We start from the raw sequence: 24,231 nt of genomic DNA, 5'->3' as shown, positions 1-24,231 counted from the left end.
TTAAAAATCATTTGCACATTTGAAATCCGCACATTTGCACATCGTTATATAGGTTCTACTAAAAATAAAGGTTGGTCGTATTCTACAGGCGAAGAGTTATCAACCAGTACTTTCACAATACGGCCCGATATCTCCGATTCAATTTCGTTGAAAAGCTTCATGGCTTCAATGATACAAACCACGCTGCCTGCTTTAATTTCGTCGCCAACATTTACAAACAATGGTTTATCAGGACTTGCCGAGCGGTAAAAAGTACCGATCATTGGCGATTTGATAGTAAGATACTTAGATGTATCCGGACCAACAGGTAGTGCAGGGGCAGCCGGCTCAATTGCAACCGGGGCTGCCGGCAACGCAGCTGGAGCAGTTTGTGCCGGTATGCTGGCATGAATAACCTGCGGCTGTGTCTCGTTGGTTTTTATAGTGATCTTAAAATCTTTCTGCTCAATTGACACTTCGTTTACGCCCGATTTTGACACAAAGCGAATAAGGTCCTGAATTTGTTTAATATCCATAGTGGGATTAATTGGTTTGGGACAAAGTTTTATTATCTAAGTTAATTGCAAATGTGCAGATTTAAGATGTGCAAATATGCAGATGTGCAGATTATTTTTACCTCTTATTTATTAGTTAATTAACCGTATTAATATGCGATTTTATATTTATAATTATTACCTATTAAGCAATTTAACATTTAATAATGGCCGGATGTTTTAAATTTCTAATATACATCCCACCATATTTGCACATCTATAATCTGTACATCTAATAAGCCCACCTTAGGTAAATGGAACCCCAGGTAAAGCCGCCGCCAAAGGCCGCTAAAATAAGGGTATCGCCTTTTTTAAATTTGCTTTCCCACTCCCATAAACATAATGGAATGGTGCCGTTTGTTGTATTGCCGTAACGTTCAATGTTAATGATCACCTTATCATCGCTTAAGCCGGTGCGCCTCGCGGTAGCATCAATAATGCGTTTATTGGCCTGGTGAGGTACCAGCCATGCAACATCATCGGCAGTTAGGTTATTGCGTTCCATTACCTCATGAGCTACATCGGCCATATTGGTAACCGCGAATTTAAAAACAGCCTGGCCTTCCTGGTAAGCATAATGCTCACGGGCATCAACTGTTTCATGTGATGCCGGCTTTACAGATCCTCCTGCTTTTTGGTGCAGGTAAGCAACGCCGGAGCCATCACTTTTTAATATGGAATCCATGATCCCGTTGCCTTCATCATTGGGTTCAAGTAAAACGGCACCGCAGCCATCGCCAAAAATAATGCAGGTAGCCCTATCATGATAGTTGGTTATTGATGACATTTTATCGCCGCCAACTACTAATACTTTTTTATGCTTGCCGCTCTCGATAAACTGTGAACCTGTTGCAAGGCCAAATATAAAGCCCGAACATGCAGCCGAAAGATCATATCCCCAAGCGTTTTTTGCGCCAATTTTATTTGCTAAAATATTTGCGGTAGCCGGGAAAACAAAGTCGGGTGTAGTGGTGCAAAAAATGATAAGGTCAAGTTCTTCGGCACCTATACCGCGTTTTTTTAGTAATGCCTGCACGGCAGGTACAGCCAAATCAGATGTACCCAAACCTTCGCCCTTTAATATACGACGCTCTTTAATGCCTGTACGGCTCACAATCCACTCGTCGTTAGTATCAACCAATGTTTCCAGTTCCTGGTTGGTTAATACGTAGTCGGGCACGTAACCATGTACAGCAGTAATAGCGGCATGAATTTTACTCATCTTTATATTTTTACTGAAAAGCTTGTTTTATTTTATCAACCAGGCCGCTCTCAACCATGTTTTTTGATAAAAGGACCATGTTTTTAATAGCCTCGGGATTTGATATGCCATGGCCAACAACAACGGGAGCATTTACACCCAAAATAGGGCTGCCACCGTATTGTTCATAGTTGAACCTATCGAAAAACTCATCCTTAAACTGTTTTTTGCGGGTGATAACATAAAACGTTTCGGCAAGCTTTAATATTACATTGCCTGTAAAACCATCGCACACAAAAACATCGGCCCCTTCGCTAAATAAGTCGCGTCCTTCAACATTACCAACAAAATTGAACAGCTTGGTTTCCTTCATTAAAGGATAGGTGGCCTGGCAAAGAATATTACCTTTCTCTTCCTCTTCGCCAATGTTAATGAGTGCTACACGCGGATTATCAATATTATAAACCGCCTGGGCAAATAAGCTGCCCAATATGCCAAACTGCAATAAAACTTCGGGTTTACAATCGGCATTGGCGCCTACATCCAACAAAATACCCAAACCTCCTTCAAGTTTGGGTACAATAGTGGTCATTGCAGGGCGCACCACGCCCGGAATAGTTTTTACACTAAACATAGAACCAACCAGCATAGCACCAGTGTTGCCAGCTGACGAGAAAGCCTGAATTTGTCCCTCCTTAAGCAGTTGAAAACCAACCGAAATACTCGAATTTGGTTTTTGTACAATAGCTTTTGTAGGGTGTTCGCCCATACCAATCACTTCGGTTGTATGTACAAACTCGAAATGATCGGGGCTAACATTATTTTCCTGAAGAATAGTAGCAGCTACTTCTTTATCTCCAATAAGTACCAGTTTTTGGTCGGCAGATAAAGCCTTATAAGCTTCGATTGCTCCTAAAACAGTTGCTTTGGGAGCAAAATCACCGCCCATAATATCTAAGCCAATCTTCATTTTCAGAAAATAAACTTATGCTACAGCTGCTTTCTCAATAAGTACTTTACCGTTGTAGTAAAGATTACCATCAACAGTATAAGCTCTGTGCGGCAAATGTATGGCACCTGTAGTTTGGCAGGTAGTTAATGATGGGGCTACAGCTTTGTAATGAGTTCTGCGCTTATCTCTTCTTGATTTGGATATTTTACGTTTTGGATGTGGCATGATCCTGTTATGTTTATTATTTATTTATTTTTTTGAGTACATCCCACCGTGGGTCTGTATGCTCGGTTTGTTCTTCGTTTCCCGAAAGGTTTTTCAACTTTTCGAGCATTTCTGTATCACAATATGGGGTGTTACCCTCGTTGTTACATACCGATATAAATGGCATGGCAACGTTTATATATTCATATATTAACCCCGCGATATTGATCTCGTGATCATTTTTGCTAAGGGTGATAATCTCATCGTCCTCATCAATCGGCTCCTCGCTAAATTTAGCTATCTGTTGTTCGGTAATATCCAGCAATTGTGGATATTGGGCCAAACACCTATCGCAGTTTGCATCAACGGTGCCTTTGATCACAAAATTCAGAATGATCATTGTTTCCTGTTTATCCAAATCTACGGAGCACTGCAAGTTAGCCTTTTTAACCAGCGAATATTCAAATTCGTTAAAAAAAGCGTCATCAACAGTAAATTCAAACTGGTGTTTCCCCAGCTTAAGTCCCGTAAAAGGAATCGAATATGTTCTAAGCGATTTCAATGAGCAACAATTAGCCCGCAAATGTAGGGAAAAATACGATAAGTGGAAAGTGTTTTTTTCTTTTTGAGATGAAAGGCATAAGGTGAGGATAAACACATGTTTTTTGCCGCGCCTTAAAGGTTGTTTCCAATGCTGCAAAACCTGTTTTCCTCAACCAGTTTTTGAGTCATTGTTGTTTTACAGATATGGCATGCCAAAAGCCGGGGCCTATTATTTTAGTGTGTCGACGAACAATAAATTATAGTGAAATATCTGCATACCCACTCAACCATGCATCTATTTCACGCTCTTTTTTAGCACAATAAAATAACCCGCTATAAAAACAACCACTCCTACCGCCAGGCTTACAAATACATCTTTAGTGAACACATCTATTTGTATTTCCGTTATCCGCTTGTCTCCGTGGCGCATCATGGTAGTTATAGCAACCATTGGATGCGAATAAGGAAAAAGGTAACAATACTCCCAGTTTTTGGATGCTAAAATTACACCCGTTATAGTACAAACAAAGCCAATACCCATTGGCTTCAAAAAATCCGACCAAAGTAAGCTCAGCAGGAACTGTATTGATAATATGCCTAATGATGATAAAAACAGCTTAAAATACATTTCTGCAAGTTGTTTCTCCATGTGGTAATTATCAAACCTGAGGTCGGGCTTTACCACACTTAATAAATTACCAAAGCCAATGGTGAATAGCACAAATAGTGCAAGCGTTACAAATATCAGGAAAATAGCATAGGTAAACTTAGCCCCATATACAGACCATCTTGATATTGGCAAACTAAATAAGCTTTTCCATGTATCCGATTTATGTTCGATACTATTTACAGAGTACGCAATAAAAATGGTAAACATGGGCAACAGTAACGAGCCCATTATGCCCATTATAGCGCCGGCAAACTGCACCCATAGCATCATTGGAGGCGTACCCGCAAGCTTTTCGCTTTTAGCAAGAAACCCTACAAAAAGGAGGGAGCATATGAGTAATGGCAGTAAAACAGAGGCCCAAAATCCCAAAGTTTTGCGGCTCTTATAAAACTCCGACCGGAACGATAATATAAATCCTTTCATATGGTTCAGGCATTTTGGGTAATATCTAAAAATAATCGCTCAAGGTCTTTTTGCTGCTTACCAATGCTGTATATAGCGTAGCCATTGCGGTGTAGTAAGGAATTGATCTCGGCGGTTTTTTCTTTACTTACATATGTTACATACAAGTATTTATCGGTAACATCGGTAACCTTAAACCCGTTGCGGGTAAGTAAATTGGCGGCATCTACTGTATTATCGGCCTCGATACATACCAATGGCTGGCTCAATGCCTGCAACTCGCCTATGCTTCCCTGAAAAAGCAGCTCGCCATTATTAATGATACCTACGTGGGTGGCCATGCGTTCCACTTCGGCCAGTAAATGGCTGGATATAAATACGGTTTTGTTATGTTTAGTTACCAGTTTGATGAGAAGCTCACGGACTTCAATAATTCCGTTGGGATCAAGGCCATTGGTTGGCTCATCCAATATAAGAAGCTTGGGATCAGCAAGCAGGGCCAGCGCAATGCCCAGGCGTTGTTTCATACCTAAGGAATACTGCCCCGCTTTTTTATCGGCAGCATTGGTAAGCTGTACCAGGGCCAGCATTTCGTCAACCCGCTTTATGGATACCTGTAACAGCAGGGCACGATTAAGTAAATTTTCTCTTCCGCTAAGATGAAGGTAAATAGCCGGCTGCTCAATAAGCGAACCTATTTGTGATAGTATATTGATGCGGTGGTGTTGAATATCCTGTTCAAATATGCGGATGCTGCCACTTTGTACTTTTAGCAGGTTTAACAGGAGTTTGATGGTAGTGGTTTTCCCGGCACCGTTTGGGCCAAGAAAACCATATATGCTTCCTTCAGGAACTTGCAGGCCCAATGATTTAACAACCTGCTGATCGCCGAAGTTGAAAGATAATCCTTCGGTACGAATTACCATACATCGTTACTTTTTGCTATAGAGCAAACAGTTTTAACAAGGGTTATACCTTTGTAAAACAACGAGGTAGCATGTACAGCTGAATTCCCCATTATACATGATTCCTTTTTTTGTTCAAACTGATAGCTTACCCCTAAAATTAAGGCAAACATTACAGGTATTAATAACATGATAAAAGGATTTGAATTTTTGATAAGCGTTTTCATTGCAAGTGATTTGATAGAACAAAGAAATACTTATTTCGTCACCCGCTAAAAAGTATTAGACCAACACACAGAGTTTATAGATGAACTGTTTTTTCAACACTTTAACCGGTTCATCGATCATAAAAGCCCGTTCATCGACAAAATAAATTACTATATATAAATATACCCCTGTATAACAATCAAAATATTAAATTACATGCCATTACCACTGGTATATTATAAGGTATTTAATAAAAACAATGCAGGATTCTATTTCAACAGATAAACAAACCCGTATTACAAAAACAGCCTGGCATATTTTCTGGCATTTACTTTTTTGGCTGGCCATGATCTCGTTTTTCGTGTTCCTGGCAACCCTCAATGATCACTTGAATACTAAACAACTGCTGGTTATATTTTTACTATACCCTGCAATCAATATCAGTTTGTTTTACCTTAACTTTCTTATATATATTCCACAATTCCTTGATAAGAAACGTTACTGGGCTTATGCCTTTGTTATCGTGATCACTATTGTGGTTTATGGTATTGGGAAATATGGTATCGGCCTGCTTTTTAAGGATATTGTACTTACCCGTATGAAAGGTCAAACCATCAGCTTTACTGCTTATTTTTTCAGTACGGTTTTTGCCAGTTTGATATTTGTTTTCCTGAGTACTGTACTCAAATTTACAACCGACTGGTTCATGAACGAACGCATCCAGCGCGACCTGGAAAATCAGCGATTGAGCGCCGAACTGGCCTTCCTCAAATCACAGATAAACCCCCATTTTTTGTTCAACTCGCTAAACAGCATTTACTCGCTTGCCTATCAGCGATCTGAAACAACACCCGAAGCGATTCTGAAGTTATCAGAAATTATGCGCTATATGCTGTATGAGTGTAATGACAACAAGGTTGATTTGAGTAAAGAGCTCCAATACCTCCATAACTATATCGACCTGCAAAAGATCCGCTTTGGGAATAAGGCATTTATTGATTTTAAAGTAATGGGAGATGTAACCAACCAGCAAATCGTCCCTTTGCTGCTTATTGCTTTTATCGAGAACGCTTTTAAACACGGCGTGGCTAATGATGTAATGACGCCTATAAAACTGCTCATTAATGTTGAGGAGTGTAAGCTTCACTTTTACATTCAGAATAAAAAGCATACCCATAATCGTGATGCCATAGGCGGCATAGGTTTAACTAATGTGCAAAGGCGACTTAATTTGCTCTATCCCGGAAAATATACTTTAAATATCAGGGACGAAGCAGACACCTATACTTGCGAATTATCTATAGTTTTATAAGATAATAACCAAACCATGAACCAGTTAAAAACCACCTTACTTTTCCTTTTGTTAGCCGTATGCGGATACAATGCTTCGGCTCAAAATGATCCTAAACTTACTGAAGTATGGGATCCGGAACCGGCTGTAGTATTACCGGGTTTGGGTAATAAAGCTCCATCGGATGCTATTATATTATTTGATGGAAAAAACCTTAACGAGTGGACCAATCAAAAAGGAATGCCGCCAGGCTGGACGATTAAGGATGGCATCCTCACCGTTAAGCCTGGCAGCGGATCCATCATCACCAGCAGAAATTTTGCGGATTGCCAGCTGCATATCGAATGGCGTACGCCAGCAATAGTTAAAGGTGAGGGCCAGGAGCGCGGCAACAGCGGCGTGATCATGCAAAGCCGTTACGAACTGCAAATATTGGATAGTTATAAAAACCGCACCTACTCCAACGGGCAGGCAGGCTCTGTTTACAAACAACATGTGCCTTCGGTTAACGCCTCGCTTAAACCCGGGGTTTGGCAAAAGTATGATATCATTTATACCGCTCCGCGTTTTAACCTGGATAGCTCACTTAAAACGCCGGCATACATTACTGTTTTGCATAATGGCGTGCTGGTGCAAAACCATGTGGCAATAAAAGGCACAGTAGCACATGTTGGTGAGCCTAAATACACGAAGCATAATTTTGCACAGCCATTGTTATTACAGGAACATGAGTTCCCGGTATCGTTCCGCAACATATGGATCAGGGAGATTAATGTACAAAAACTGTTTAACGGCAAGGATAAAACAGGTTGGTATACATTTTTGGATACGCTGGGTAAAAACAATGATATCCATAACAACTTCGCGGCGGAAAATGGTGCAGTGCACGTAATGGGCAAGCACTTCGGGTATATGAGCACCTTAAAATCGTACTCCAATTATTACCTCAAAGTAGTATTTAAGTGGGGCACCAAACAGTACTTTCCACGCCAGACGGGCAAGCGTGACGCGGGCATTCTTTACCATTTTGGATTAATGGAAAAGGATACAGTTTGGCCGAAATCAATAGAGTTTCAAATACAGGAACAGGATTGCGGCGACTTTTGGTGTGTAAAACATACCAATGTAGATTCGCCAAATAAATGGGAAGTGGCATGGGACCAGAAGCATATTTTCCGTACGGCCGATTTTGAAAAGCCGCGGGGCGAATGGAACACCCTGGAGATCATTTGCAACGGCAACCAGATAGAACATTATGTAAACGGGCACCTGGTGAACTGGGGTACAGGTTCGGTGGCCGAAGGACGGATCCTACTGCAATCAGAAGGAGCCGAGATCTTTTATAAATCGGTAGAGTTAATACCGTTTTAACAGGAATAAAAAAATTTAATTTTTAAATGATTTTAACACTTATTTTTACAGCATGATCAGATGCCTGGTAGTTGATGATGAGCCTTTAGCGCTGCATATATTGGAAGATTATATATCCAAAATGCCTTTTTTGCAATTGGTGAAAGCCACAACCAATCCTATTGAGGCCCTTACACTGGTACAGGCAGGCAATATCGACCTGGTGTTTTTAGATGTGCAAATGCCGGAGCTTACCGGCATACAGTTTTTAAAAATTGCCAATGGCAAGGCCAAAGTGATATTAACAACCGCATACCCGCAATACGCGCTTGAAGGATACGAATTGGATGTGGTTGATTACCTATTAAAACCAATAGCTTTTGACAGGTTTTTTAAGTCGGTACAAAAAGCGCAAACTATTATACAGCCGGTTACCAAAACCGTTATCCAGTCGGAGCCCGCGCAACAGGATGATTTTTCGACAGACTTTATCTTCGTAAAAACCGAGCATAAAATACAAAAGGTTTACCTGCACGATATTTTGTTTATTGAAGGCCTGAAGGATTACATATCCATATTTACCCCTGCCGAGCGCATCATTACGCTGCAGGGGATGAAAAAGATGGAAGACGCCCTGCCCGAAAAGCATTTTGTAAGGGTACATAAATCATACATCGTAGCCTTAAACAAAATTGACAGCATCGAACGCAGCCGCATCCAGATAGGGGAAAAGATTATCCCGGTAGGCGACACCTACAGGGATGAGTTTTTTAAGATCATTGATGATAAGAATGTTTAGCTCCCTAACCCCCTGAAGGGGAAACTATGGTGGTTAGTTCTTGGACATGAGCACGAGGTTTTTTCCAAGAAAAACTTTCTTGTCATCCTGAACGCAGTAAAGGATCTATTGTTTGCCATGCTTCTTCGCCCGGTAAAGTCTGCGAATAGATCCTTCACTGCGTCGCCAATGACAAATCTGTAACTTGCTGATTATCAATATTGAAAAAATGTCATTTTCAATGCGATTATTTGCAAGCAAATAAAGGTTACTCAGGATGTCAAATCTTTCAAACGTTATTTCCGTTGGGCGTTTTGCTAAATTTTATACTTGCAATAAGGTGATGGTAACGTCTTGTCGCTTGATTCAAAATTTGCACATCTGAAATTTACACATCTGAAATCCGCACCCTACTCTACCTCCACGGTAAGCTTCTCGCCTATTTGCTGGCGCCACATGGCATAGTAAAGGCCTTTCTGAGTTATAAGGTCAAGATGCCTTCCCTGTTCAATTATACGACCTTTTTCGAGCACATAAATGCAATCAGCGTGCATAATGGTTGACAGGCGATGGGCTATCAGGATAGTAACATGGTTTTCCAGTTCGGATACGTTGCGGATGGTTTCGGTGATCTCTTCTTCGGTTATGGAATCTAATGACGACGTAGCTTCATCAAACACCAGGATATCCGGCTTACGCAACAGCGCACGGGCTATGGAAAGGCGTTGTTTCTCGCCGCCGGATACTTTTACACCACCTTCACCAATTACGGTGCTCAGGCCTTTATCAGCCCTGGCCAGCAAGGTTTGGCAGGCCGCACGCTGTAATACGTTCATGCACTCCTCGTCGGTAGCATTGGGACGCACAAACAGCAGGTTCTCACGAATGGTACCCGAGAATAACTGTGTATCCTGTGTAACAAAACCTATCTTTTCGCGCAATTGGTCAAGGTCGATCTCCTTACTTAAAATATTGTTGTATAAAATATCCCCTTCCAATGGTTGATATAAGCCTACCAGTAATTTTACCAGTGTAGTTTTCCCGGAGCCTGAAGGACCAACAAAGGCAATAGTTTCGCCGGTATTGGTTTCAAAGCTGATGTGGTTTAGCGCGTTGCGATTGGCAGTTAAGTGCTTAAAGGTAACATTACTGAAAGTTAAGGTATTCACTTTTTCGAGTAATACCGGCTTCTCAGGTTTTTTGTCAATAGGCGTACTCAAAATCCCCTTAAAGTTGCCCAGGGATACTTCCGCTTCGCGCCAGGACAGGATCACATTGCCTAACTCCTGCAAGGGGTTAAACAAAAAGAATGAGTAAAATAAAAAGCTAAAATATTGTCCTGGCGATATGGTGGTTTTGAATATGAGCATCAATAGTACAACCACCATTACACTGCGTACAAAGTTTACCGTTGTACCCTGTACAAAGCTCATACTACGCACGTATTTTACTTTCTTAAGCTCCAGATCAAGGATCTTATAAGTGGTGTTATTCAGTCTTTCGATTTCCTGCTTGGCAAGGCCGAGACTTTTTACCAGTTCAATATTCCTTAATGATTCGGTAGTCGATCCGGCAAGGGCTGTAGTTTCTGAGACAATCTTTTTCTGGATGGTTTTTATCTTCCGGCTCATGGCCATGCTCACAAAAGTGATGATGGGTATCGCTGCAAAATATACCAGCGTTACCTGGTAACTAACACTTACCGAGTACACAATAACAAATACCATCCCGATAAGTGATACAAACAATATGCTGATAAAGGCGGTAATAAACTTTTCACAATCCAACCGAACCTTTTGTAATATGCCCAGGGTTTCGCCGCTGCGCTGATCTTCAAAAACCTGGTAAGGTAATTCAAGCGAATGACGCAGACCATCGGCGTACATTTCGGCACCCACCTTTTGAGTAATAATATTGGTAAAATAATCCTGGAAGTTTTTTGCAATGCGAGATACCATGGCCACGCCAATAGCTGCGCCAACAAGCAACAATACCTGGTGCAGGTATTCTTCATATTGAAGACTGCTGCGTTTCTCAATAACACGATCAACAATACGGCCGGTTATCCATGGATCAAGCAATGAAAACCCAATATTCATGGCAGCAAGAAAAAGCGCCATAACCACTATCCAGCGGTGTTTTTTCAAATAGGAAAGTAATATATTCATGTTTCGGCAGTAAAAATAAAAAAAGGGAATGGCTATGTAGCTCATTCCCTTTTAATTTGACATAAGGTTAATATTAAACCGTCATGATATCTTTTTCTTTAGCATCTGAAAGCTGATCAACCTTGATAATATAGGCGTCGGTCAGTTTTTGAATTTCGGCCTCGCCTACTTTTATCTCATCTTCAGATACACCTTCGGTTTTTAATTTCTTAATCTTTTCGTTGGCATCTTTGCGGATGTTACGAACAGCTATTTTACCGGTTTCGGCTTCGGCCTTTGCTTTTTTTACCAGGTCGCGGCGGCGTTCTTCAGTTAAAGGCGGAACGTTTATGCGGATAATGATCCCATCATTTTGGGGGTTAATACCAAGATTGGCTTCTTTAATGGCTTTTTCGATAAGCGGTAGTAATGATTTCTCCCAGGGCTGTACTATAATAGTACGTGCATCAGGAGTATTTACACTGCCAACCTGGCCTAGTGGAGTTGGTGAACCGTAATAGTCAACCATCACATCATCCAGCATAGATGGATTGGCTTTACCGGCGCGTATTTTATTTAATTCGCTATCGGCATGATCAATGGCCTTATCCATAGACGCCTTTGCTTCAGTTACTTGTTTTTTAATGAGTTCGCTCATCGGTTTAAATTTTTCACAAAAATAATAAAATCTACCATTTTACCGCCACCGGATATGGTTAATCGGTTAGCCCCGGTAAAGGTTTGTCAATTAACGCAGTTATTGCGGCTATGTTTTTAATAACAAATGTTAAATTACTTTTTTAATGCTGTTTTTGTATCTATCCTAAAAGTCCTTATTCAAAACTTTTTCCAGCTCGGCAAAGCTGATATTCATTTTTACACGCCCCTGTTTGGCATATGATATTTCGCCTGTTTCTTCGGATATGATAATGGCTGTCGCCTCGTTAGCCTCTGTTACACCGATTCCTGCACGGTGACGTAGTCCAAACTGTGCCGGCAGATCGGTTTTTTCGGTAAGCGGCAAAATGCAGCTTGCAGATTTAATCTTATTCTCAGATATTACAACAGCCCCATCATGTAATGGACTTGTTTTTTGAAAGATGCTTTCCAGCAGCCGTTTAGAGATTTTGGCTTCAACCACCTCGCAGCTATTTTGGTAAAACTGCTCATCATAATACTTTGCAAACACAATGAGCGCCCCGGTACGCGTTTGCTTCATGCTTTTACAGGCATCAATAATTGGTTTTATGCGGGCATAATTATTTTTTTCAACTTCCTTTTTACCAAAGAAATACTGCCACCAGGCCTTATTGCGCTGCAGCGACGCATTTTTACCCACAAGCAGCAAAAAACGCCGTACCTCTTGCTGAAAAACCACAATAACGGCTATGATCCCTACATCAACAAATTTGCCCAGTATAGCAGTAAGCAGCTTCATATGCAACTGGTTAACTACCAGGTTCATGGCAAATATCACGGCAAACCCAATAAAAATATTGGCGGCTATGGTGCCCCTGATGAGGTTATAAAGTTGGTAAATGATAAAGGCAACCAAAACCACATCCACTATATCGAAGATCGTGATCTTTGGAAAGTTGAGAAAAAAGGAATGCATTTACGAAGTTAAGAAGTTTCGGGAAGTTAAGAAGCGGTTATTTATCACCCAGGTATGGCCCTCCAACCACGCCCCAGCCCCATTTCGGCATTGGCGCATCAATTGTCTCAGTTGTTTCATCCATTTTTGAATTAATTACAGCAATACGGGTACCCCACTCCAGGTATGCCAAAAATGCTGAACGAAATTCAGGGTCATCCGGCAGCAAAAGCTCATCGGCGGTTTGCAGCAATAGTTCCATCCAGCGTTTACGGTGTGCCTCGGTGAGGTATTTCTGCAGGTGTTTGCTTATCATAATAAAATGACTTCCTTCCTCTTCGCTGTATATTTTGGGCCCGCCCAAAACTTCGGCTACAAAGTGTGCCACATGTAGCCTGTGCTGCGCCGACATATGTTTAAATACGGGCTCCAACAATTCATCGACCAAAACTTTGTTGTAAAACTTATCAAAAAGTGTTTCGAATGCTGTCATTCCACCCGCCCACTCAAAAAGTGAAGGAACTTGTTTATGATCTGTTGCCATACGTTTAATCCTGTTAGTACATGATAAAGTTAACAGAGATCAACGGAGATGCTCAAATAAATTTTAAATAAGGTGTTAAACGAGGTTTTATGTATTCCGTTCGGTTGTAAAACGTACCAGTTGCTCCAATGCTTTGTGCGAATCACTATCGGGAAAGGTGTTCAGTATGGCAAAAGCCTCGTCCTGGTATTTTTTCATTTGGGTTTCTGCGTATTGCAGACCACCGGTTTCGTTCACAAATTTAATGATCTGGGCAATTTTATCCGGCTCATCATTATGGTTCTTAACCAGATTGATGATTCTTTTCTTTTCGGAAGACGTAGTATTTGCCAACGAGTAGATCAGCGGCAGCGTAACTTTCTTTTCCTTGATATCAATGCCAAGGGGTTTACCCACATCATCAGTACCAAAATCAAACATATCATCTTTGATCTGGAAAGCTATACCTATTTTTTCACCAAACAAACGCATTTTCTCAACAACTTCATCACTTGCCCCCGCAGATGAAGCCCCACAGGCACAGCAGGAAGCAATAAGTGATGCCGTCTTTTGACGGATCACCTCGTAGTAAACCGGTTCGCCAATATCCATCCGGCGAACTTTTTCTATCTGCATCAGCTCACCTTCGCTCATTTGCTTCACTGCGTCTGACACAATTCTAAGCAACTGGAAATCATTATTTTCGATAGAAAGCAGCAATCCCTTCGACAGGAGGTAGTCGCCTACCAAAACAGCTATTTTATTTTTCCATAAAGCATTAATGGAAAAAAAGCCGCGGCGCTGATAGGAGTTATCAACCACATCATCATGTACCAATGACGCGGTGTGCAGCAGCTCTACAAGTGCAGCCCCCCGGTGGGTCGACTCATTAATGCCACCACAAATTTTGGCCGCGAAAAACACGAACATAGGCCTGATCTGCTTGCCCTTACGTTTAACAATGTAATGGGTAATACGATCAAGCAATGGTACTGAGCTTTGCATAGAAGACTTAAACTTCTCCTCAAACGCATCGATATCAGCAGCGATAGGTTTTTTAATGTCGTTGATGCTCAGCATTTAAACTAAACAAGCTTTATAGTGTAAAACTGCCTTGTGGCAATATGAGGCAAACATAAGCTAAAATTGTTTATCTGCATTGGCACGAAATATTTTTTACGTTAATTAAACCTTTGGTCTTACCTATTGTCAATATAAACGAATGCCATAATTTTTAAGTTGAGTTAAAGTTTTCGTGCGAGCGGGCCCTGTAAAAAGGACCCGCTTTTTTATTACCGGCGAATGCAATAATATTTTACCTTTGCAATCCATTTAACAAACCGGAGAGGTGTCTGAGTGGTCGAAAGAGCACGCCTGGAAAGTGTGTATACTTCAAAAGGGTATCGAGGGTTCGAATCCCTCCCTCTCCGCTGGGATCAATATGAAAGTACACAAAAAGCCTGCGAATCAAATGATTGCAGGCTTTTTGTATTTTAAAGCAAATCGCTTATTTATTCATCAAATCCCTATAAATAGCCGAAGAGCTGATTATCTATCCTGATAATTATGATTTGTTACATTGTTTTCGATAAACAAGGGGTGATTGGCCGGTAATTATTTTGAATTGTCGATTGAAATTGGATAGATTGTTGAATCCACATTCATAGCATATTTTGGCGACGCTTTGGTTGTTATCGTGTAAAAGGGAGGTGGCATGAATAACCCGCACTTGATTAACAAATTGAGAGAACGTTTTTCCTGCCTGCCTTTTGAAATAGCGGCAAAAGGCGGCTTCGTTCATGAATACAAATGCGGCTGCTTTTTGGAAACTTACTTCCTCTTTGAAATTCTCCAACACATACCGGTAAACGTCGTTCAGTTTTGAGAAACCATGTTGCCTTTCAATTGTCCCATAAGGCCCGAGAGGCAACATCTTTACCTCATTATCTGGGAGCAGTGTTATACGGTCTAACAGATCCAGTAAAAGCAAAATCGGTTTCAATCCGGGTTTGGTTAATTCAGTAAATAATCCCTCTGTAGCTTTGTTCGGTGAAGTGAACTTAAACCCGGATGACTGAACAATCTGCAATAACTTTTTCACCTTATGAAATTCAGGTTTTTCAAAAACATCTCTGCCTAAGAAGTCGTGTTTAAACTGAATAATAATCGCGTGAGCTTCTTCACGTCTGAGCACAGAGGATCGTTCTACTACAAAACAATGGGGAAACATCGGACCGAAAAAATAGACATCCCCTTCGGTAAAATTCATTACCATATTGCCGCCATAAAATTTCCCCCGTCCGTGTATAATATAGATAAATTCGTAACCATTATGAAAATGAAACCGGTCGGAAAATTGTGTCGCAATCTCTTGTTTTACAATAAAACTGACGTCAATTGGCTGAGCGAGCTCTTTAAAAACTTTCTTCATTGAAAACGGAACAAGCAGGTGTTATAAGTGGCTATTCGAATACGTTATTCAAATATAAAATAATTATGCCATCATAATACAAGGTTGCCAGGTGAACAGGGGCGCGATCAAAGTAACGAATATCTATTGATGTGCTTGCCTGCCCGAAGTCCCGACGATCCCGGAAAAAATTAAAAGAGACTTTCGGATTCGTAACAAATAGGACAGAGTGATTTGCATGGATAACCATAGTTCTTCTTTAAGTTAAGGGATGTAAATAGTGTATCAAAAATGGCAAAAGGAGTATTTTTTTAAGTTTTCAATTATTAAGATTTTGGGATGGTACTAAGCAAAGGTAAAATGGTGCAATTTACTAATGAATGCTCCGGTTTTCCGATTGGGCAAATTTCATTGTTATTGGATTGTGGAATTTCCGATGAGAAATAATGATAATTAAAAAGTAAACCAATAAAAATCATTGTGTATGCGATATATAAATTTTTATAAACTATTATTTTGTCTGGCACTTACCTATTCTTCTGTTGTTAAGGCTCAAAACAATTTGCCACAGTTAAGCCAGGAACTTGCTAAAAATTTCAAAACAAAAGATTCGCTTTTCAAGCAGCCCTTTGTGGATTTGGATGAATGGCGGGATAAACCTATACGCCACCGTTATGTTCACGGAGGCTTCAAGGGAACTGAAACCCGTTTCTCTTTTTACTTTCCGCCAAAAGAACAGTATCAAGGAAGGTTTTTTCAATACTTTACTCCTTTCCCGGACAATGAAAATCTTGCACAAAATGCAAAGGGAGAGGATGACATGATAAGCTTTTCCGGTGCCAGCGGTGCGTATTTTATAGAGACGAATGGCGGCGGAAAAATTGATTTTTCTAAGCCTAAATTTAATGCCGACCCTACCATCAGCGCTTACCGTGCCAATGCAGCTTCAGCTCAATTTTCAGGGGTGGTTGCAACCAAAGTTTATGGCAACGGAAAACGGCCGTACGGTTATGGTTTTGGTGGTAGTGGCGGTGCTTATCGTACACTTGGCAGCGTTGAAAACACCGAAGGTGTATGGGACGGAGTTGTTCCGTTTGTTATGGGTTCGCCTGTGGCTATCCCCAACGTCTTCACCGTGCGCATGAACGCGATGCGGATACTACACGACAAACTTCCAGGCATTGTAGATGCATTGGAACCTGGAAGCAGGGTGGCTGTAGACGCCGGGCTCAACGCCGAAGAAAAGGGAGCACTGCAAGAGGCAACCAAAATGGGTTTTCCGCCAAAGGCCTGGTTCGCGTATAAAACAATGGGCGTTCACGGTTTTTTAGTTCTTTACCAGAGTATAGTCAGGTTTGATTCAAAGTATTTCAAGGAGGATTTCTGGCACGTTCCCGGCTACCTGGGGGCTAATCCACCCGCATCTCTGTTAAAGGCACGAATACAAAAAGTAAGTAAGATAAAATCAGGGGTAACAAGTGACGAAGCTGTCAAGTTAGGATTAACCGACTCACTTTCAGCTCAGGAAAAAGGGACTGCCGATGCTGCCTGGAAGAGCATGGGTGAAAAGGAAGGAACAATGCCTGTTGCATTTCAGTTGGAGGACATACTGCCTGATGTTAATTTTATCGGTGGGGATTTAATCATAAAAAGTGGAGCAGCTGCCGGTCAGGTTTTGCAATTGATCAAAACCGCGAATGATAAAGTTGTTCTTAGCCCTACCAACAGCCCCACTTTGCTTGCCCGGGTAAAGCCAGGAGACACTGTGCAAGTAGATAATTCGAATTTTCTCGCGGTACAAACTTATCATCGTCACCAGGTGCCGGGTAAAGAATATTATGTATGGGATCAGTTCCGTGATTCTGCCGGCAAGCCAATATATCCGCAACGTCCCGTTTTGCTGGGGCCAATATTTACCCAATCTGCTTCCGGAGTGCTGCCCAAGGGCAAATTCAAGGGCAAGATGATTTTGGTGGAATCGTTGTGGGACAGCGAAGCTTTCCCCTGGCAAGCGGACTGGTACCGGACCAAACTGCAGGAAAACATGGGCGCCAGCCTGGATAACAACTTCCGGCTATGGTTTACTGACCATGCCAATCACGGCGACTTATCAAATCCCGATGCTCCAACCCACGTTGTCGGCTACGTCGCTGTGTTACACCAGGCCCTGCTTGATTTAAGTGCCTGGGTGGAAAAAGGACTTGCCCCTGCAGCAACTACAAATTATAAAATAGTGGATGGGCAAGTTGTTGTACCCGCTTCTGCAGGGGAGCGCAAAGGTATACAGCCGGTTGTAACGTTGCAGGCCAACGGCACCGACCGGGCCGAAGTGAAGCCGGGTGAGCCAGTTGCTTTTAATGGCACAATTGAAGTGCCTCCGCACGCCGGCAAAGTGATAGCAGCAGCGTGGGATTTTGAGGGGAATGGCACCTTCCCGGTTAAAGGCACGCTTACACCAACTAATAAAACAGGTTCACGTGTAACACTGAAGTCCACCTATACGTTTCCCAGGCCGGGAACTTATTTCGTTACATTGAAGGGTGTGTCACAGCGGCAAGGTAACGTCACAAATCTTTTTACCCGTATCCAAAACCTTGCACGTGTACGGGTGGTAGTTGAATAGGATGGCTGATAGTAACTCACATGTATTGGCAAGAAAGCCAGGGGGAAAAAGCCAGAATAGGTTTGCCGCAATGACTGAATATTAACAACGATAAACGAAATATATGAATCTATTTGAAGGCCAGGTAGCAGTCATTTCCTGAGGCGCAGACGGGCTTATAAAAAATAAAGCATGAACTACAGGTCTTTAATTGTGGCGTCGACCTGGGCTCGAATCAGAGATCAAAAGATTATCTTATGCACTTTAAATTGATAAATAGCACAATATTGACTGCCTTTGAACATAGCATTTGTAGCAATACCAAAGTAGATTAAAAGTGTTGGGTATTTCGATGAGTAATAAATAAAATCCGCATACATATTGAATATTAAAACGGTTTAAGAGGCAAACAAATCCATAGCTCTCCGCCAGGTACATTCTATTTTAAAAAAAGCGCCGTAAATAAATTATTTACAGCGTTTTTTATAAAGCTCATAGTGTTCGCTTTTTCAGGAGTATCCGTTCAGATTAAAATAGGTTAACGCTTAAAATTATTTATAATCAGGCAATACGGTATAGAAGGTTTATTAATTATTTTTAACCACAAAGTGATATTTACCAGAAGTTAGATCGTAAGCTAATTTGTTATCTTCTGATTTGGAAAATTTGACACCAACAGATTCAGATACAGGTTTATTGCTTTCAAAAACCTGCCTTGGTTCCGAAGCTGGCAGGTATAATAGCGCATGGGTATTTTCCGGGACAATTACATCCAGCTCTAAATGGCCGGCAATCCTTTTCCACGCTACGCTGATATCTCCGCTTATAGAAGTAAAACTACCTCTCACCCAATTCAAATCATTTATAAAATCTGGTTTGATTACAAATTTCCGGAAACCGGGGCCATCTTCTGCCGGGCTGATCCCTACCAGGTTATTGAAAAACCATTCATTAATCTGCCCGGACATAAAATGATTTTGTGAGCCAAAATTACCTACTCCTGCATCCCATTTTTCGGTAAGGCTGGTGGCTCCCATCTTAATCTGGTAACCATAACCCGGTTTATCAGATTGATTATTCATAGCATAAACCACATCCGAACGACCATTATCGGCTAATGCGCGAAGCAGAAAACGGTAAGCAACCTCCCCTGTTGTAAAACTATCCTGATGATTGTGAATATCGTCAACCAGCTTATTCAGCAAGTTTTCGCGGTTTTCCGGTTCAGTGAAATTAAAGAAAAGAGCCATGGCGCTGGTGGCCTGCGAACCGGTTGAATAGGTTCCGGTTGCCTGCTTGTAAAACTCCCTATTAAAAGCCATACGAATCTGCTCCGATGCATTTTTAAATAGTCCGGCATCTGCAGTTTTATTCAGTTTTTTAGCGACATTATACATGATCCAGTTATCATAATAATATATTGCCGTCCCGGTATATGATACCGGTGTAAGTTGTGAACCCCAGGGTTCTTTCGGGCCGATATCATACCAATCGCCCAAGCCAGTGTGTATGATATTATTAACAGATTCTTTGGACAAAAATTCAACGTATCGCTTCATGCGGTCATAGTACCGCTCTAACAATGACACATCACCCGAGAACAGGTATTGCTGCCACGGCACAATGATAAAGGAGCTTCCCCACTCCGGTGAATTCCTCATCCCGTTGGTTAACGATGGGGAACCTGCTATAAAATATTCAGGGGCAATGTTCGGCACAAAACCGTTCTCCAGTTGCGCATCCGCCATATCATTCATCGTTTTTCTGAATAACAAGGCCATATCATAATTATACCTTAACGCAGGACCGTTGAGGTGATTCTCTTCCAGCCAGCCCATTTTTTCACGCTGTGGACAATCAGTCATCAGGCTCATCATGTTGCTGCGCTGTGCCCAGCGTACCAGGCTGTAAATTTTATTGAATAATGTATTGGAGCATTCAAAATTGCCTACCGGCCTGGATGATGAGTGAACAATCACGTCGGTTAACTGCCCAACTTTTGGCAAATTCCCGCCCTGTTCCAGGGCGTACAATTCCACCTGGAGGTAACGGGCTCCCTGGTAAAAATATTTAGGAAAGTATTTTTCATCTCCCGTTCCTGCCAGCGTATATTCCCACCAAGCGGGCCTTACCCCATCCTGTGTTGCAGAACGCCTGTCAACCAGGCCATTTTCTCCAAGCAGCTCTGATGGTATCATACGAACCCGTGATCCTTTTTGCCCGCTAACCCGGAGTGCCGGCATCATGGAGGCATTCTGACCAAAGTCATAGATCCAGACATGGTCGTTGATCTTGTTTATTTTAACGGGGGAGATAGAGTCAATAGCTTTTACAGGAGGCGAAGCTGCAGAAAGGCCTTTTAATGCCCCACCCGGACCGGAAGTTTCCAAAGCAGGCACCCAGTGTTTGCCTGCTATAAAACCTGCGTTACTCCATCCATGTGGTTCAAGATTTGCATTGAAATCTTCACCGCCGTATAAGTTCGAATAAGTTACAGGTCCGGGCGATGCTTTCCAACTTTTATCTGTTATCACGGTCTCGGCATAACCATCAGCATATTCCAGCTTTAGCTGTGCTATAGCCTTGGCAGGGCCAAATGTTGTCAGAAACTTCACATACCTTGTTGTATCCGGCTGTATATTATAAACGCTGTTACCCAACATAATGCCAATAGCATTGTCGCCTTTTTTTAGCTGCTGGGTAACATCGTAGGTATCGTACAAAATTGTTTTACGATAATCTGTCCATCCCGGTGTAAGCAGGTAATCACCAATTTTATGGCCGTTAATAGTCAGTTCATATGCCGAAAGGCCACTTATATTGATGGTTGCCCGAACAAGGGCCGGCTTCACGCTGAATTCTTTCCGCAAAAGCATGGAGGAGTAATTGGGGAAATCTTTATAATCGCTAACCCGGTCTGTAAGGTTTATTTTGGAAAATCCATTACTGTCATCACTGTCCAGGGCAGCTACCGGTTTACCGGCAGCTATGTTCTTCCCTCCTGAAAGCACTTCAATTTGTCTTAAAGCAAAGGAATAACCGGTTTCCTTTTGAGCAAGCTGGGTTGCAGTAACGCGTACATACCTCCCGGTGATATCTTTTGTTGGAAGATGAACCGGGGAAAAACGGGGATTCTTAAAATCCTGCCGGGTAAAATCGGCTATAAGGGTTTCTGTTTTAAAGGATGGTTCATCAGAAGCTGATACTTTATATCTCACGGGGAAAGCATAACCCGCCTGATCAGCGAAAAACATGGGATACAACATTACTTCAGAAAAGGAGGAAGACTTACCCAGATCAACCTGGACCCATTTATTTACACCCGCTGATTGAGCATCTGCAGATTTAAAACCAACCGGGCTTAAGGCATATTTTTCTGCGCCAGGTGCGCTTATCCAGCTGGCTTTCCAATCATTTGGGTTGAGAATGCCCATAGTCCAGTTTGCCGTTTTGCTCCAGGAAGATTGGTGACCAGCCTGATCCCAAATTCTTACCTTCCACCAGTATTTCTGCCCGGATATTAACGCTTTACCTTTGTACTGGATGTATGCCATTTGATCGCTCATCACTTTTTTTGAGTCCCATAAATCACCCCCTTTTTTGAAACCAGGAGTGCTGGATACCAATATTTGATAGGCGGTTTGATGTACGTCCCTCTGGTTTTTTTGAAATGATTTTAAAACATAGCTCAAGCCGGGATTTTTTATGTCAATACCTAATGGATCGGGCATTAATTCGCAGGCTAACTTAACGGGTAAAGTCCCCGCTATTGTTTTAGCATATAAATAATGTGTGTTGAGCAGGCATAGCAGAAGGAGGAGCTTAATTTGTTTTTGCATCATGTCTTTGGTATCCATTTAGAATTTTATAAACAACCAACAATTCTCTTTTCCAGGAAAATTGAATAACAGCATGGGTTCCGGAATTTGCGGGTATAATGGCTTATCAAACCTAAACTAATCTGATGGTGTTACTATCCTTATCTGTCTTATCGGATATTAAGGGAGATGCACTTGTACTCCTTAGGTTCAATATCTTAATTAAGCCTATGAGGTTTCTTATAAAATAAGAAACCCGGCAATATTGTCGACGAGTCATGGTATTCCCTTCTAAAACCCATACCCCAGTAGCTGCACATCCCTGGCCTATTTGAGCCTCTCTTGCCGCGTGTTTCCGAGCCGGATTCATGACGGGTATGATTGTCCGCTTCAGCACCCGATTTACCCGACTCCCCGGGGATTATGTCCAACCAGACCAGTTTGAGCTAACCGAGCGCCCGCCTTCAAAATAGTTTTGCGGTACAAATCAAAAAGAAAATGAAATCTATCAGAATTTTAGCAATTACCACAGGATTTATTATCAGTGCCTTATCCATCATGGCCTTTATGGGTGAGGATAAAATCCCTGTTAAAAAAAATGCGGCAAAAACTGCCGGAAATGGTTTCGCGGTATTGGAGCTGTTTACATCAGAAGGCTGTTCAAGCTGCCCGCCTGCAGATGAGCTGCTGGCCAAAATACAGCAGGAAGCACAAGGCAAAGCTGTTTATTTACTGGCTTACCACGTAGATTATTGGAACCGCCTGGGCTGGAAAGATGTTTTTAGCAGCGCCGATTTTTCGAAAAGGCAGATGCAATACGGGCAGTGGCTTAGCGCCCAGGTTTATACACCACAGGTTGTTGTAAACGGAACGGCAGAATTTGTAGGCTCGGATGAGCCGGCGCTTCGCAATGCTATCTCGAATCAGCTGGCAATTAAGCCTTCTGCAAGCCTGGCACTCCAGGCTCGCCAGGAGGGAGAAAAGCTTATAATACAATATCAGTCAGACAAGGGCCTTAAGGATATTAGTTTACTTGTAGCAATCGTACAAAAAGCCGCACAAAGCAAAGTAGAACGTGGTGAAAACGCCGGTCACACACTATCTCATGTACAAATAGTCCGCAAAATACACCGTACCGCGCTTGATGCCACGGGAACCGGCAGTAGTACCCTTATATTACCAAAAGAGTTCAACGCTCAAAACTGGGAAGTATTAGGGCTGATACAAGACCAAACCAGCGGCGAAATTTTATCCGCCGCCAGGGCCAGTTTCAACAACGCAACAGGTACAGCAAAATAATAAGCATCATGAACACACTTAGCAAATACGGTCAAAACAGGTTAATTATCGGCCTGATATCGTTACTGTCAATGTCGTTTCTTGCAAGCGCTCCTTTTGAAAGTAACCCACAGGATTGCCGGATGATCGGGCGTGGTAAAAAGGAAGAACAAGAACTCCGCGCGACGTTCAAATCTTTGCATTAACCAGGATGTATAATCCAGCTTTAAAAATGTCTAACTCAGGTTCAATTTGGCCGTCTTAAGCCATTTGGTGATAGGCGCCAAGGCAATACAGCTGTACTTTTGATTAACAATAAAAACAATTTAAAAAATAAAACAATGGAAAATAACAAAATAGGAGATGCCTCCGCAATCGCCGAAACCAAAACCGAAAAAGTATTATACACAGGTAAAACCCACACTACTGGTGGCCGCGATGGCGGCTCGTCACGCAGCTCTGATGACAGGTTGGACATTAAGCTTTCTGTTCCCGGCACCCAGGGCGGCGGCACCAATCCAGAGCAATTGTTTGCCGCTGGCTGGTCGGCCTGTTTTATTGGCGCAATGAAAATTGCAGCTGGTAAAATGAAAGTAAGGTTCCCCGCCGACGGGGCTGTTGACACCGAAGTAGATTTGGTTTTAACCGGCGATGCTTACTCCCTCCAGGCTCGCCTTAACATAAGCCTGCCAGGTATAGAACGTGAAATTGCCCAGGCCCTGGCAGATGCAGCTCACCAGACATGTCCGTATTCTAAAGCTACACGGGGCAACATCAACGTTGAGATCAACGTGATCTAAGCCGTCCCTTGTACAGAAATAGC

Annotated in this window: 22 protein-coding genes and 1 tRNA gene; 8 read left to right on the top strand and 15 right to left on the bottom strand. The window is 42.1% G+C overall.

What is annotated here, in order from left to right; genetic code table 11:
• Window positions 1-44: 44 nt before the first annotated feature.
• The 8 genes from accB to AC1DQW_RS09170 form a co-directional block, all read right to left on the bottom strand.
• The gene (accB, locus tag AC1DQW_RS09205; RefSeq protein ID WP_477401027.1) at window positions 45-515 is read right to left on the bottom strand and encodes an acetyl-CoA carboxylase biotin carboxyl carrier protein; all 471 of its coding nucleotides are present in this window, start codon (window positions 513-515) and stop codon (window positions 45-47) included.
• 250 nt (window positions 516-765) lie between these two features.
• On the bottom strand, window positions 766-1,755 hold the full coding sequence (locus AC1DQW_RS09200) for a beta-ketoacyl-ACP synthase III (RefSeq protein WP_477415790.1): 990 nt from the start codon (window positions 1,753-1,755) through the stop codon (window positions 766-768).
• A gap of 10 nt (window positions 1,756-1,765) precedes the next feature.
• Window positions 1,766-2,704, bottom strand: coding sequence for a phosphate acyltransferase PlsX (gene plsX, locus AC1DQW_RS09195; protein WP_477453814.1), 939 nt, complete (start codon window positions 2,702-2,704; stop codon window positions 1,766-1,768).
• Between the two features lie 15 nt (window positions 2,705-2,719).
• Window positions 2,720-2,911 carry a 50S ribosomal protein L32 gene (rpmF, locus tag AC1DQW_RS09190; protein ID WP_295716420.1) on the bottom strand — a complete coding sequence of 64 codons (192 nt, stop codon included), beginning with the start codon at window positions 2,909-2,911 and terminating at the stop codon, window positions 2,720-2,722.
• Window positions 2,912-2,927: 16 nt separating this feature from the next.
• Window positions 2,928-3,452 (bottom strand): YceD family protein, encoded by a 525-nt coding sequence (locus AC1DQW_RS09185; protein WP_477453813.1) that lies wholly within the window; start codon window positions 3,450-3,452, stop codon window positions 2,928-2,930.
• A gap of 276 nt (window positions 3,453-3,728) precedes the next feature.
• Window positions 3,729-4,526, bottom strand: a complete 798-nt coding sequence (locus AC1DQW_RS09180; protein WP_477453812.1) for an ABC transporter permease — start codon at window positions 4,524-4,526, stop codon at window positions 3,729-3,731.
• Window positions 4,527-4,531: 5 nt separating this feature from the next.
• On the bottom strand, window positions 4,532-5,431 hold the full coding sequence (locus tag AC1DQW_RS09175) for an ABC transporter ATP-binding protein (protein ID WP_477453811.1): 900 nt from the start codon (window positions 5,429-5,431) through the stop codon (window positions 4,532-4,534).
• Window positions 5,425-5,637 (bottom strand): hypothetical protein, encoded by a 213-nt coding sequence (locus AC1DQW_RS09170; protein ID WP_477401020.1) that lies wholly within the window; start codon window positions 5,635-5,637, stop codon window positions 5,425-5,427. Before AC1DQW_RS09170 ends, AC1DQW_RS09175 begins: the two co-directional genes overlap by 7 nt.
• Window positions 5,638-5,876: 239 nt before the next feature.
• On the opposite strand from AC1DQW_RS09170, the gene AC1DQW_RS09165 reads away from it, so the two are divergent.
• The 3 genes from AC1DQW_RS09165 to AC1DQW_RS09155 are packed head-to-tail and all read left to right on the top strand — an operon-like array spanning window position 5,877 to window position 9,057.
• Window positions 5,877-6,929: a sensor histidine kinase gene (locus AC1DQW_RS09165; RefSeq protein WP_477453810.1), complete on the top strand. Its 1,053-nt coding sequence runs from the start codon at window positions 5,877-5,879 to the stop codon at window positions 6,927-6,929.
• 15 nt (window positions 6,930-6,944) lie between these two features.
• Complete coding sequence (locus tag AC1DQW_RS09160) at window positions 6,945-8,279, top strand: 3-keto-disaccharide hydrolase (RefSeq protein WP_477453809.1); 1,335 nt, start codon at window positions 6,945-6,947, stop codon at window positions 8,277-8,279.
• Between the two features lie 52 nt (window positions 8,280-8,331).
• Window positions 8,332-9,057: a LytR/AlgR family response regulator transcription factor gene (locus AC1DQW_RS09155; protein WP_477401016.1), complete on the top strand. Its 726-nt coding sequence runs from the start codon at window positions 8,332-8,334 to the stop codon at window positions 9,055-9,057.
• Window positions 9,058-9,446: 389 nt separating this feature from the next.
• Here the strand turns inward: AC1DQW_RS09155 and AC1DQW_RS09150 are convergent, their stop codons facing one another.
• From AC1DQW_RS09150 to AC1DQW_RS09130, 5 genes are all read right to left on the bottom strand, one after another.
• Entirely contained in the window at window positions 9,447-11,204 is a 1,758-nt protein-coding gene (locus AC1DQW_RS09150; RefSeq protein WP_477453808.1) for an ABC transporter ATP-binding protein, read from the bottom strand.
• 73 nt (window positions 11,205-11,277) lie between these two features.
• Window positions 11,278-11,841 carry a ribosome recycling factor gene (gene frr, locus AC1DQW_RS09145; RefSeq protein ID WP_477453807.1) on the bottom strand — a complete coding sequence of 188 codons (564 nt, stop codon included), beginning with the start codon at window positions 11,839-11,841 and terminating at the stop codon, window positions 11,278-11,280.
• A gap of 165 nt (window positions 11,842-12,006) precedes the next feature.
• On the bottom strand, window positions 12,007-12,798 hold the full coding sequence (gene cdaA / locus AC1DQW_RS09140; protein ID WP_477409045.1) for a diadenylate cyclase CdaA: 792 nt from the start codon (window positions 12,796-12,798) through the stop codon (window positions 12,007-12,009).
• A 37-nt stretch (window positions 12,799-12,835) separates the two neighbouring features.
• Window positions 12,836-13,321, bottom strand: coding sequence for a group II truncated hemoglobin (locus AC1DQW_RS09135; RefSeq protein ID WP_477453806.1), 486 nt, complete (start codon window positions 13,319-13,321; stop codon window positions 12,836-12,838).
• An 87-nt stretch (window positions 13,322-13,408) separates the two neighbouring features.
• Entirely contained in the window at window positions 13,409-14,380 is a 972-nt protein-coding gene (locus AC1DQW_RS09130; protein ID WP_477453805.1) for a polyprenyl synthetase family protein, read from the bottom strand.
• Between the two features lie 262 nt (window positions 14,381-14,642).
• Here AC1DQW_RS09130 and AC1DQW_RS09125 point away from each other — a divergent pair.
• Window positions 14,643-14,730, top strand: a tRNA-Ser gene (locus AC1DQW_RS09125).
• Window positions 14,731-14,864: 134 nt separating this feature from the next.
• On the opposite strand, the gene AC1DQW_RS09120 is transcribed toward AC1DQW_RS09125, so the two are convergent.
• The gene (locus AC1DQW_RS09120) at window positions 14,865-15,731 is read right to left on the bottom strand and encodes a helix-turn-helix domain-containing protein (RefSeq protein ID WP_477453804.1); all 867 of its coding nucleotides are present in this window, start codon (window positions 15,729-15,731) and stop codon (window positions 14,865-14,867) included.
• 463 nt (window positions 15,732-16,194) lie between these two features.
• Here AC1DQW_RS09120 and AC1DQW_RS09115 point away from each other — a divergent pair, with 463 nt between their 5' ends.
• On the top strand, window positions 16,195-18,333 hold the full coding sequence (locus tag AC1DQW_RS09115) for a PKD domain-containing protein (protein WP_477453803.1): 2,139 nt from the start codon (window positions 16,195-16,197) through the stop codon (window positions 18,331-18,333).
• Window positions 18,334-18,899: 566 nt separating this feature from the next.
• Here the strand turns inward: AC1DQW_RS09115 and AC1DQW_RS09110 are convergent.
• Window positions 18,900-22,169 (bottom strand): family 78 glycoside hydrolase catalytic domain, encoded by a 3,270-nt coding sequence (locus tag AC1DQW_RS09110; RefSeq protein ID WP_477453802.1) that lies wholly within the window; start codon window positions 22,167-22,169, stop codon window positions 18,900-18,902.
• Window positions 22,170-22,628: 459 nt separating this feature from the next.
• Between AC1DQW_RS09110 and AC1DQW_RS09105 the strand changes: the two genes are divergently transcribed.
• The 3 genes from AC1DQW_RS09105 (at window position 22,629) to AC1DQW_RS09095 (ending at window position 24,208) form a co-directional block, all read left to right on the top strand.
• On the top strand, window positions 22,629-23,429 hold the full coding sequence (locus AC1DQW_RS09105) for a DUF1223 domain-containing protein (RefSeq protein WP_477453801.1): 801 nt from the start codon (window positions 22,629-22,631) through the stop codon (window positions 23,427-23,429).
• A gap of 8 nt (window positions 23,430-23,437) precedes the next feature.
• Window positions 23,438-23,614 carry a hypothetical protein gene (locus AC1DQW_RS09100; RefSeq protein WP_477453800.1) on the top strand — a complete coding sequence of 59 codons (177 nt, stop codon included), beginning with the start codon at window positions 23,438-23,440 and terminating at the stop codon, window positions 23,612-23,614.
• A 135-nt stretch (window positions 23,615-23,749) separates the two neighbouring features.
• Entirely contained in the window at window positions 23,750-24,208 is a 459-nt protein-coding gene (locus tag AC1DQW_RS09095; RefSeq protein ID WP_477453799.1) for an organic hydroperoxide resistance protein, read from the top strand.
• Window positions 24,209-24,231: the final 23 nt, after the last annotated feature.

It is taken from the genome of Mucilaginibacter sp. P5_A4, assembly GCF_056400605.1.
The sequence above is the reverse complement of the archived record's forward strand: the minus strand, read 5'-3'. Positions and strand labels throughout refer to the sequence as shown.

Excerpts from the sequence above, each read along its gene's own strand:
- accB (WP_477401027.1), bottom strand. The coding sequence starts at position 515 with ATGGATATTAAACAAATTCAGGACCTTATTCGCTTTGTGTCAAAATCG.
- AC1DQW_RS09200 (WP_477415790.1), bottom strand. The coding sequence starts at position 1,755 with ATGAGTAAAATTCATGCCGCTATTACTGCTGTACATGGTTACGTGCCC.
- plsX (WP_477453814.1), bottom strand. The coding sequence starts at position 2,704 with ATGAAGATTGGCTTAGATATTATGGGCGGTGATTTTGCTCCCAAAGCA.
- rpmF (WP_295716420.1), bottom strand. The coding sequence starts at position 2,911 with ATGCCACATCCAAAACGTAAAATATCCAAATCAAGAAGAGATAAGCGC.
- AC1DQW_RS09180 (WP_477453812.1), bottom strand. The coding sequence starts at position 4,526 with ATGAAAGGATTTATATTATCGTTCCGGTCGGAGTTTTATAAGAGCCGC.
- AC1DQW_RS09175 (WP_477453811.1), bottom strand. The coding sequence starts at position 5,431 with ATGGTAATTCGTACCGAAGGATTATCTTTCAACTTCGGCGATCAGCAG.
- AC1DQW_RS09170 (WP_477401020.1), bottom strand. The coding sequence starts at position 5,637 with ATGAAAACGCTTATCAAAAATTCAAATCCTTTTATCATGTTATTAATA.
- AC1DQW_RS09165 (WP_477453810.1), top strand. The coding sequence starts at position 5,877 with ATGCAGGATTCTATTTCAACAGATAAACAAACCCGTATTACAAAAACA.
- AC1DQW_RS09160 (WP_477453809.1), top strand. The coding sequence starts at position 6,945 with ATGAACCAGTTAAAAACCACCTTACTTTTCCTTTTGTTAGCCGTATGC.
- AC1DQW_RS09155 (WP_477401016.1), top strand. The coding sequence starts at position 8,332 with ATGATCAGATGCCTGGTAGTTGATGATGAGCCTTTAGCGCTGCATATA.
- AC1DQW_RS09150 (WP_477453808.1), bottom strand. The coding sequence starts at position 11,204 with ATGAATATATTACTTTCCTATTTGAAAAAACACCGCTGGATAGTGGTT.
- frr (WP_477453807.1), bottom strand. The coding sequence starts at position 11,841 with ATGAGCGAACTCATTAAAAAACAAGTAACTGAAGCAAAGGCGTCTATG.
- cdaA (WP_477409045.1), bottom strand. The coding sequence starts at position 12,798 with ATGCATTCCTTTTTTCTCAACTTTCCAAAGATCACGATCTTCGATATA.
- AC1DQW_RS09135 (WP_477453806.1), bottom strand. The coding sequence starts at position 13,321 with ATGGCAACAGATCATAAACAAGTTCCTTCACTTTTTGAGTGGGCGGGT.
- AC1DQW_RS09130 (WP_477453805.1), bottom strand. The coding sequence starts at position 14,380 with ATGCTGAGCATCAACGACATTAAAAAACCTATCGCTGCTGATATCGAT.
- AC1DQW_RS09120 (WP_477453804.1), bottom strand. The coding sequence starts at position 15,731 with ATGAAGAAAGTTTTTAAAGAGCTCGCTCAGCCAATTGACGTCAGTTTT.
- AC1DQW_RS09115 (WP_477453803.1), top strand. The coding sequence starts at position 16,195 with ATGCGATATATAAATTTTTATAAACTATTATTTTGTCTGGCACTTACC.
- AC1DQW_RS09110 (WP_477453802.1), bottom strand. The coding sequence starts at position 22,169 with ATGGATACCAAAGACATGATGCAAAAACAAATTAAGCTCCTCCTTCTG.
- AC1DQW_RS09105 (WP_477453801.1), top strand. The coding sequence starts at position 22,629 with ATGAAATCTATCAGAATTTTAGCAATTACCACAGGATTTATTATCAGT.
- AC1DQW_RS09100 (WP_477453800.1), top strand. The coding sequence starts at position 23,438 with ATGAACACACTTAGCAAATACGGTCAAAACAGGTTAATTATCGGCCTG.
- AC1DQW_RS09095 (WP_477453799.1), top strand. The coding sequence starts at position 23,750 with ATGGAAAATAACAAAATAGGAGATGCCTCCGCAATCGCCGAAACCAAA.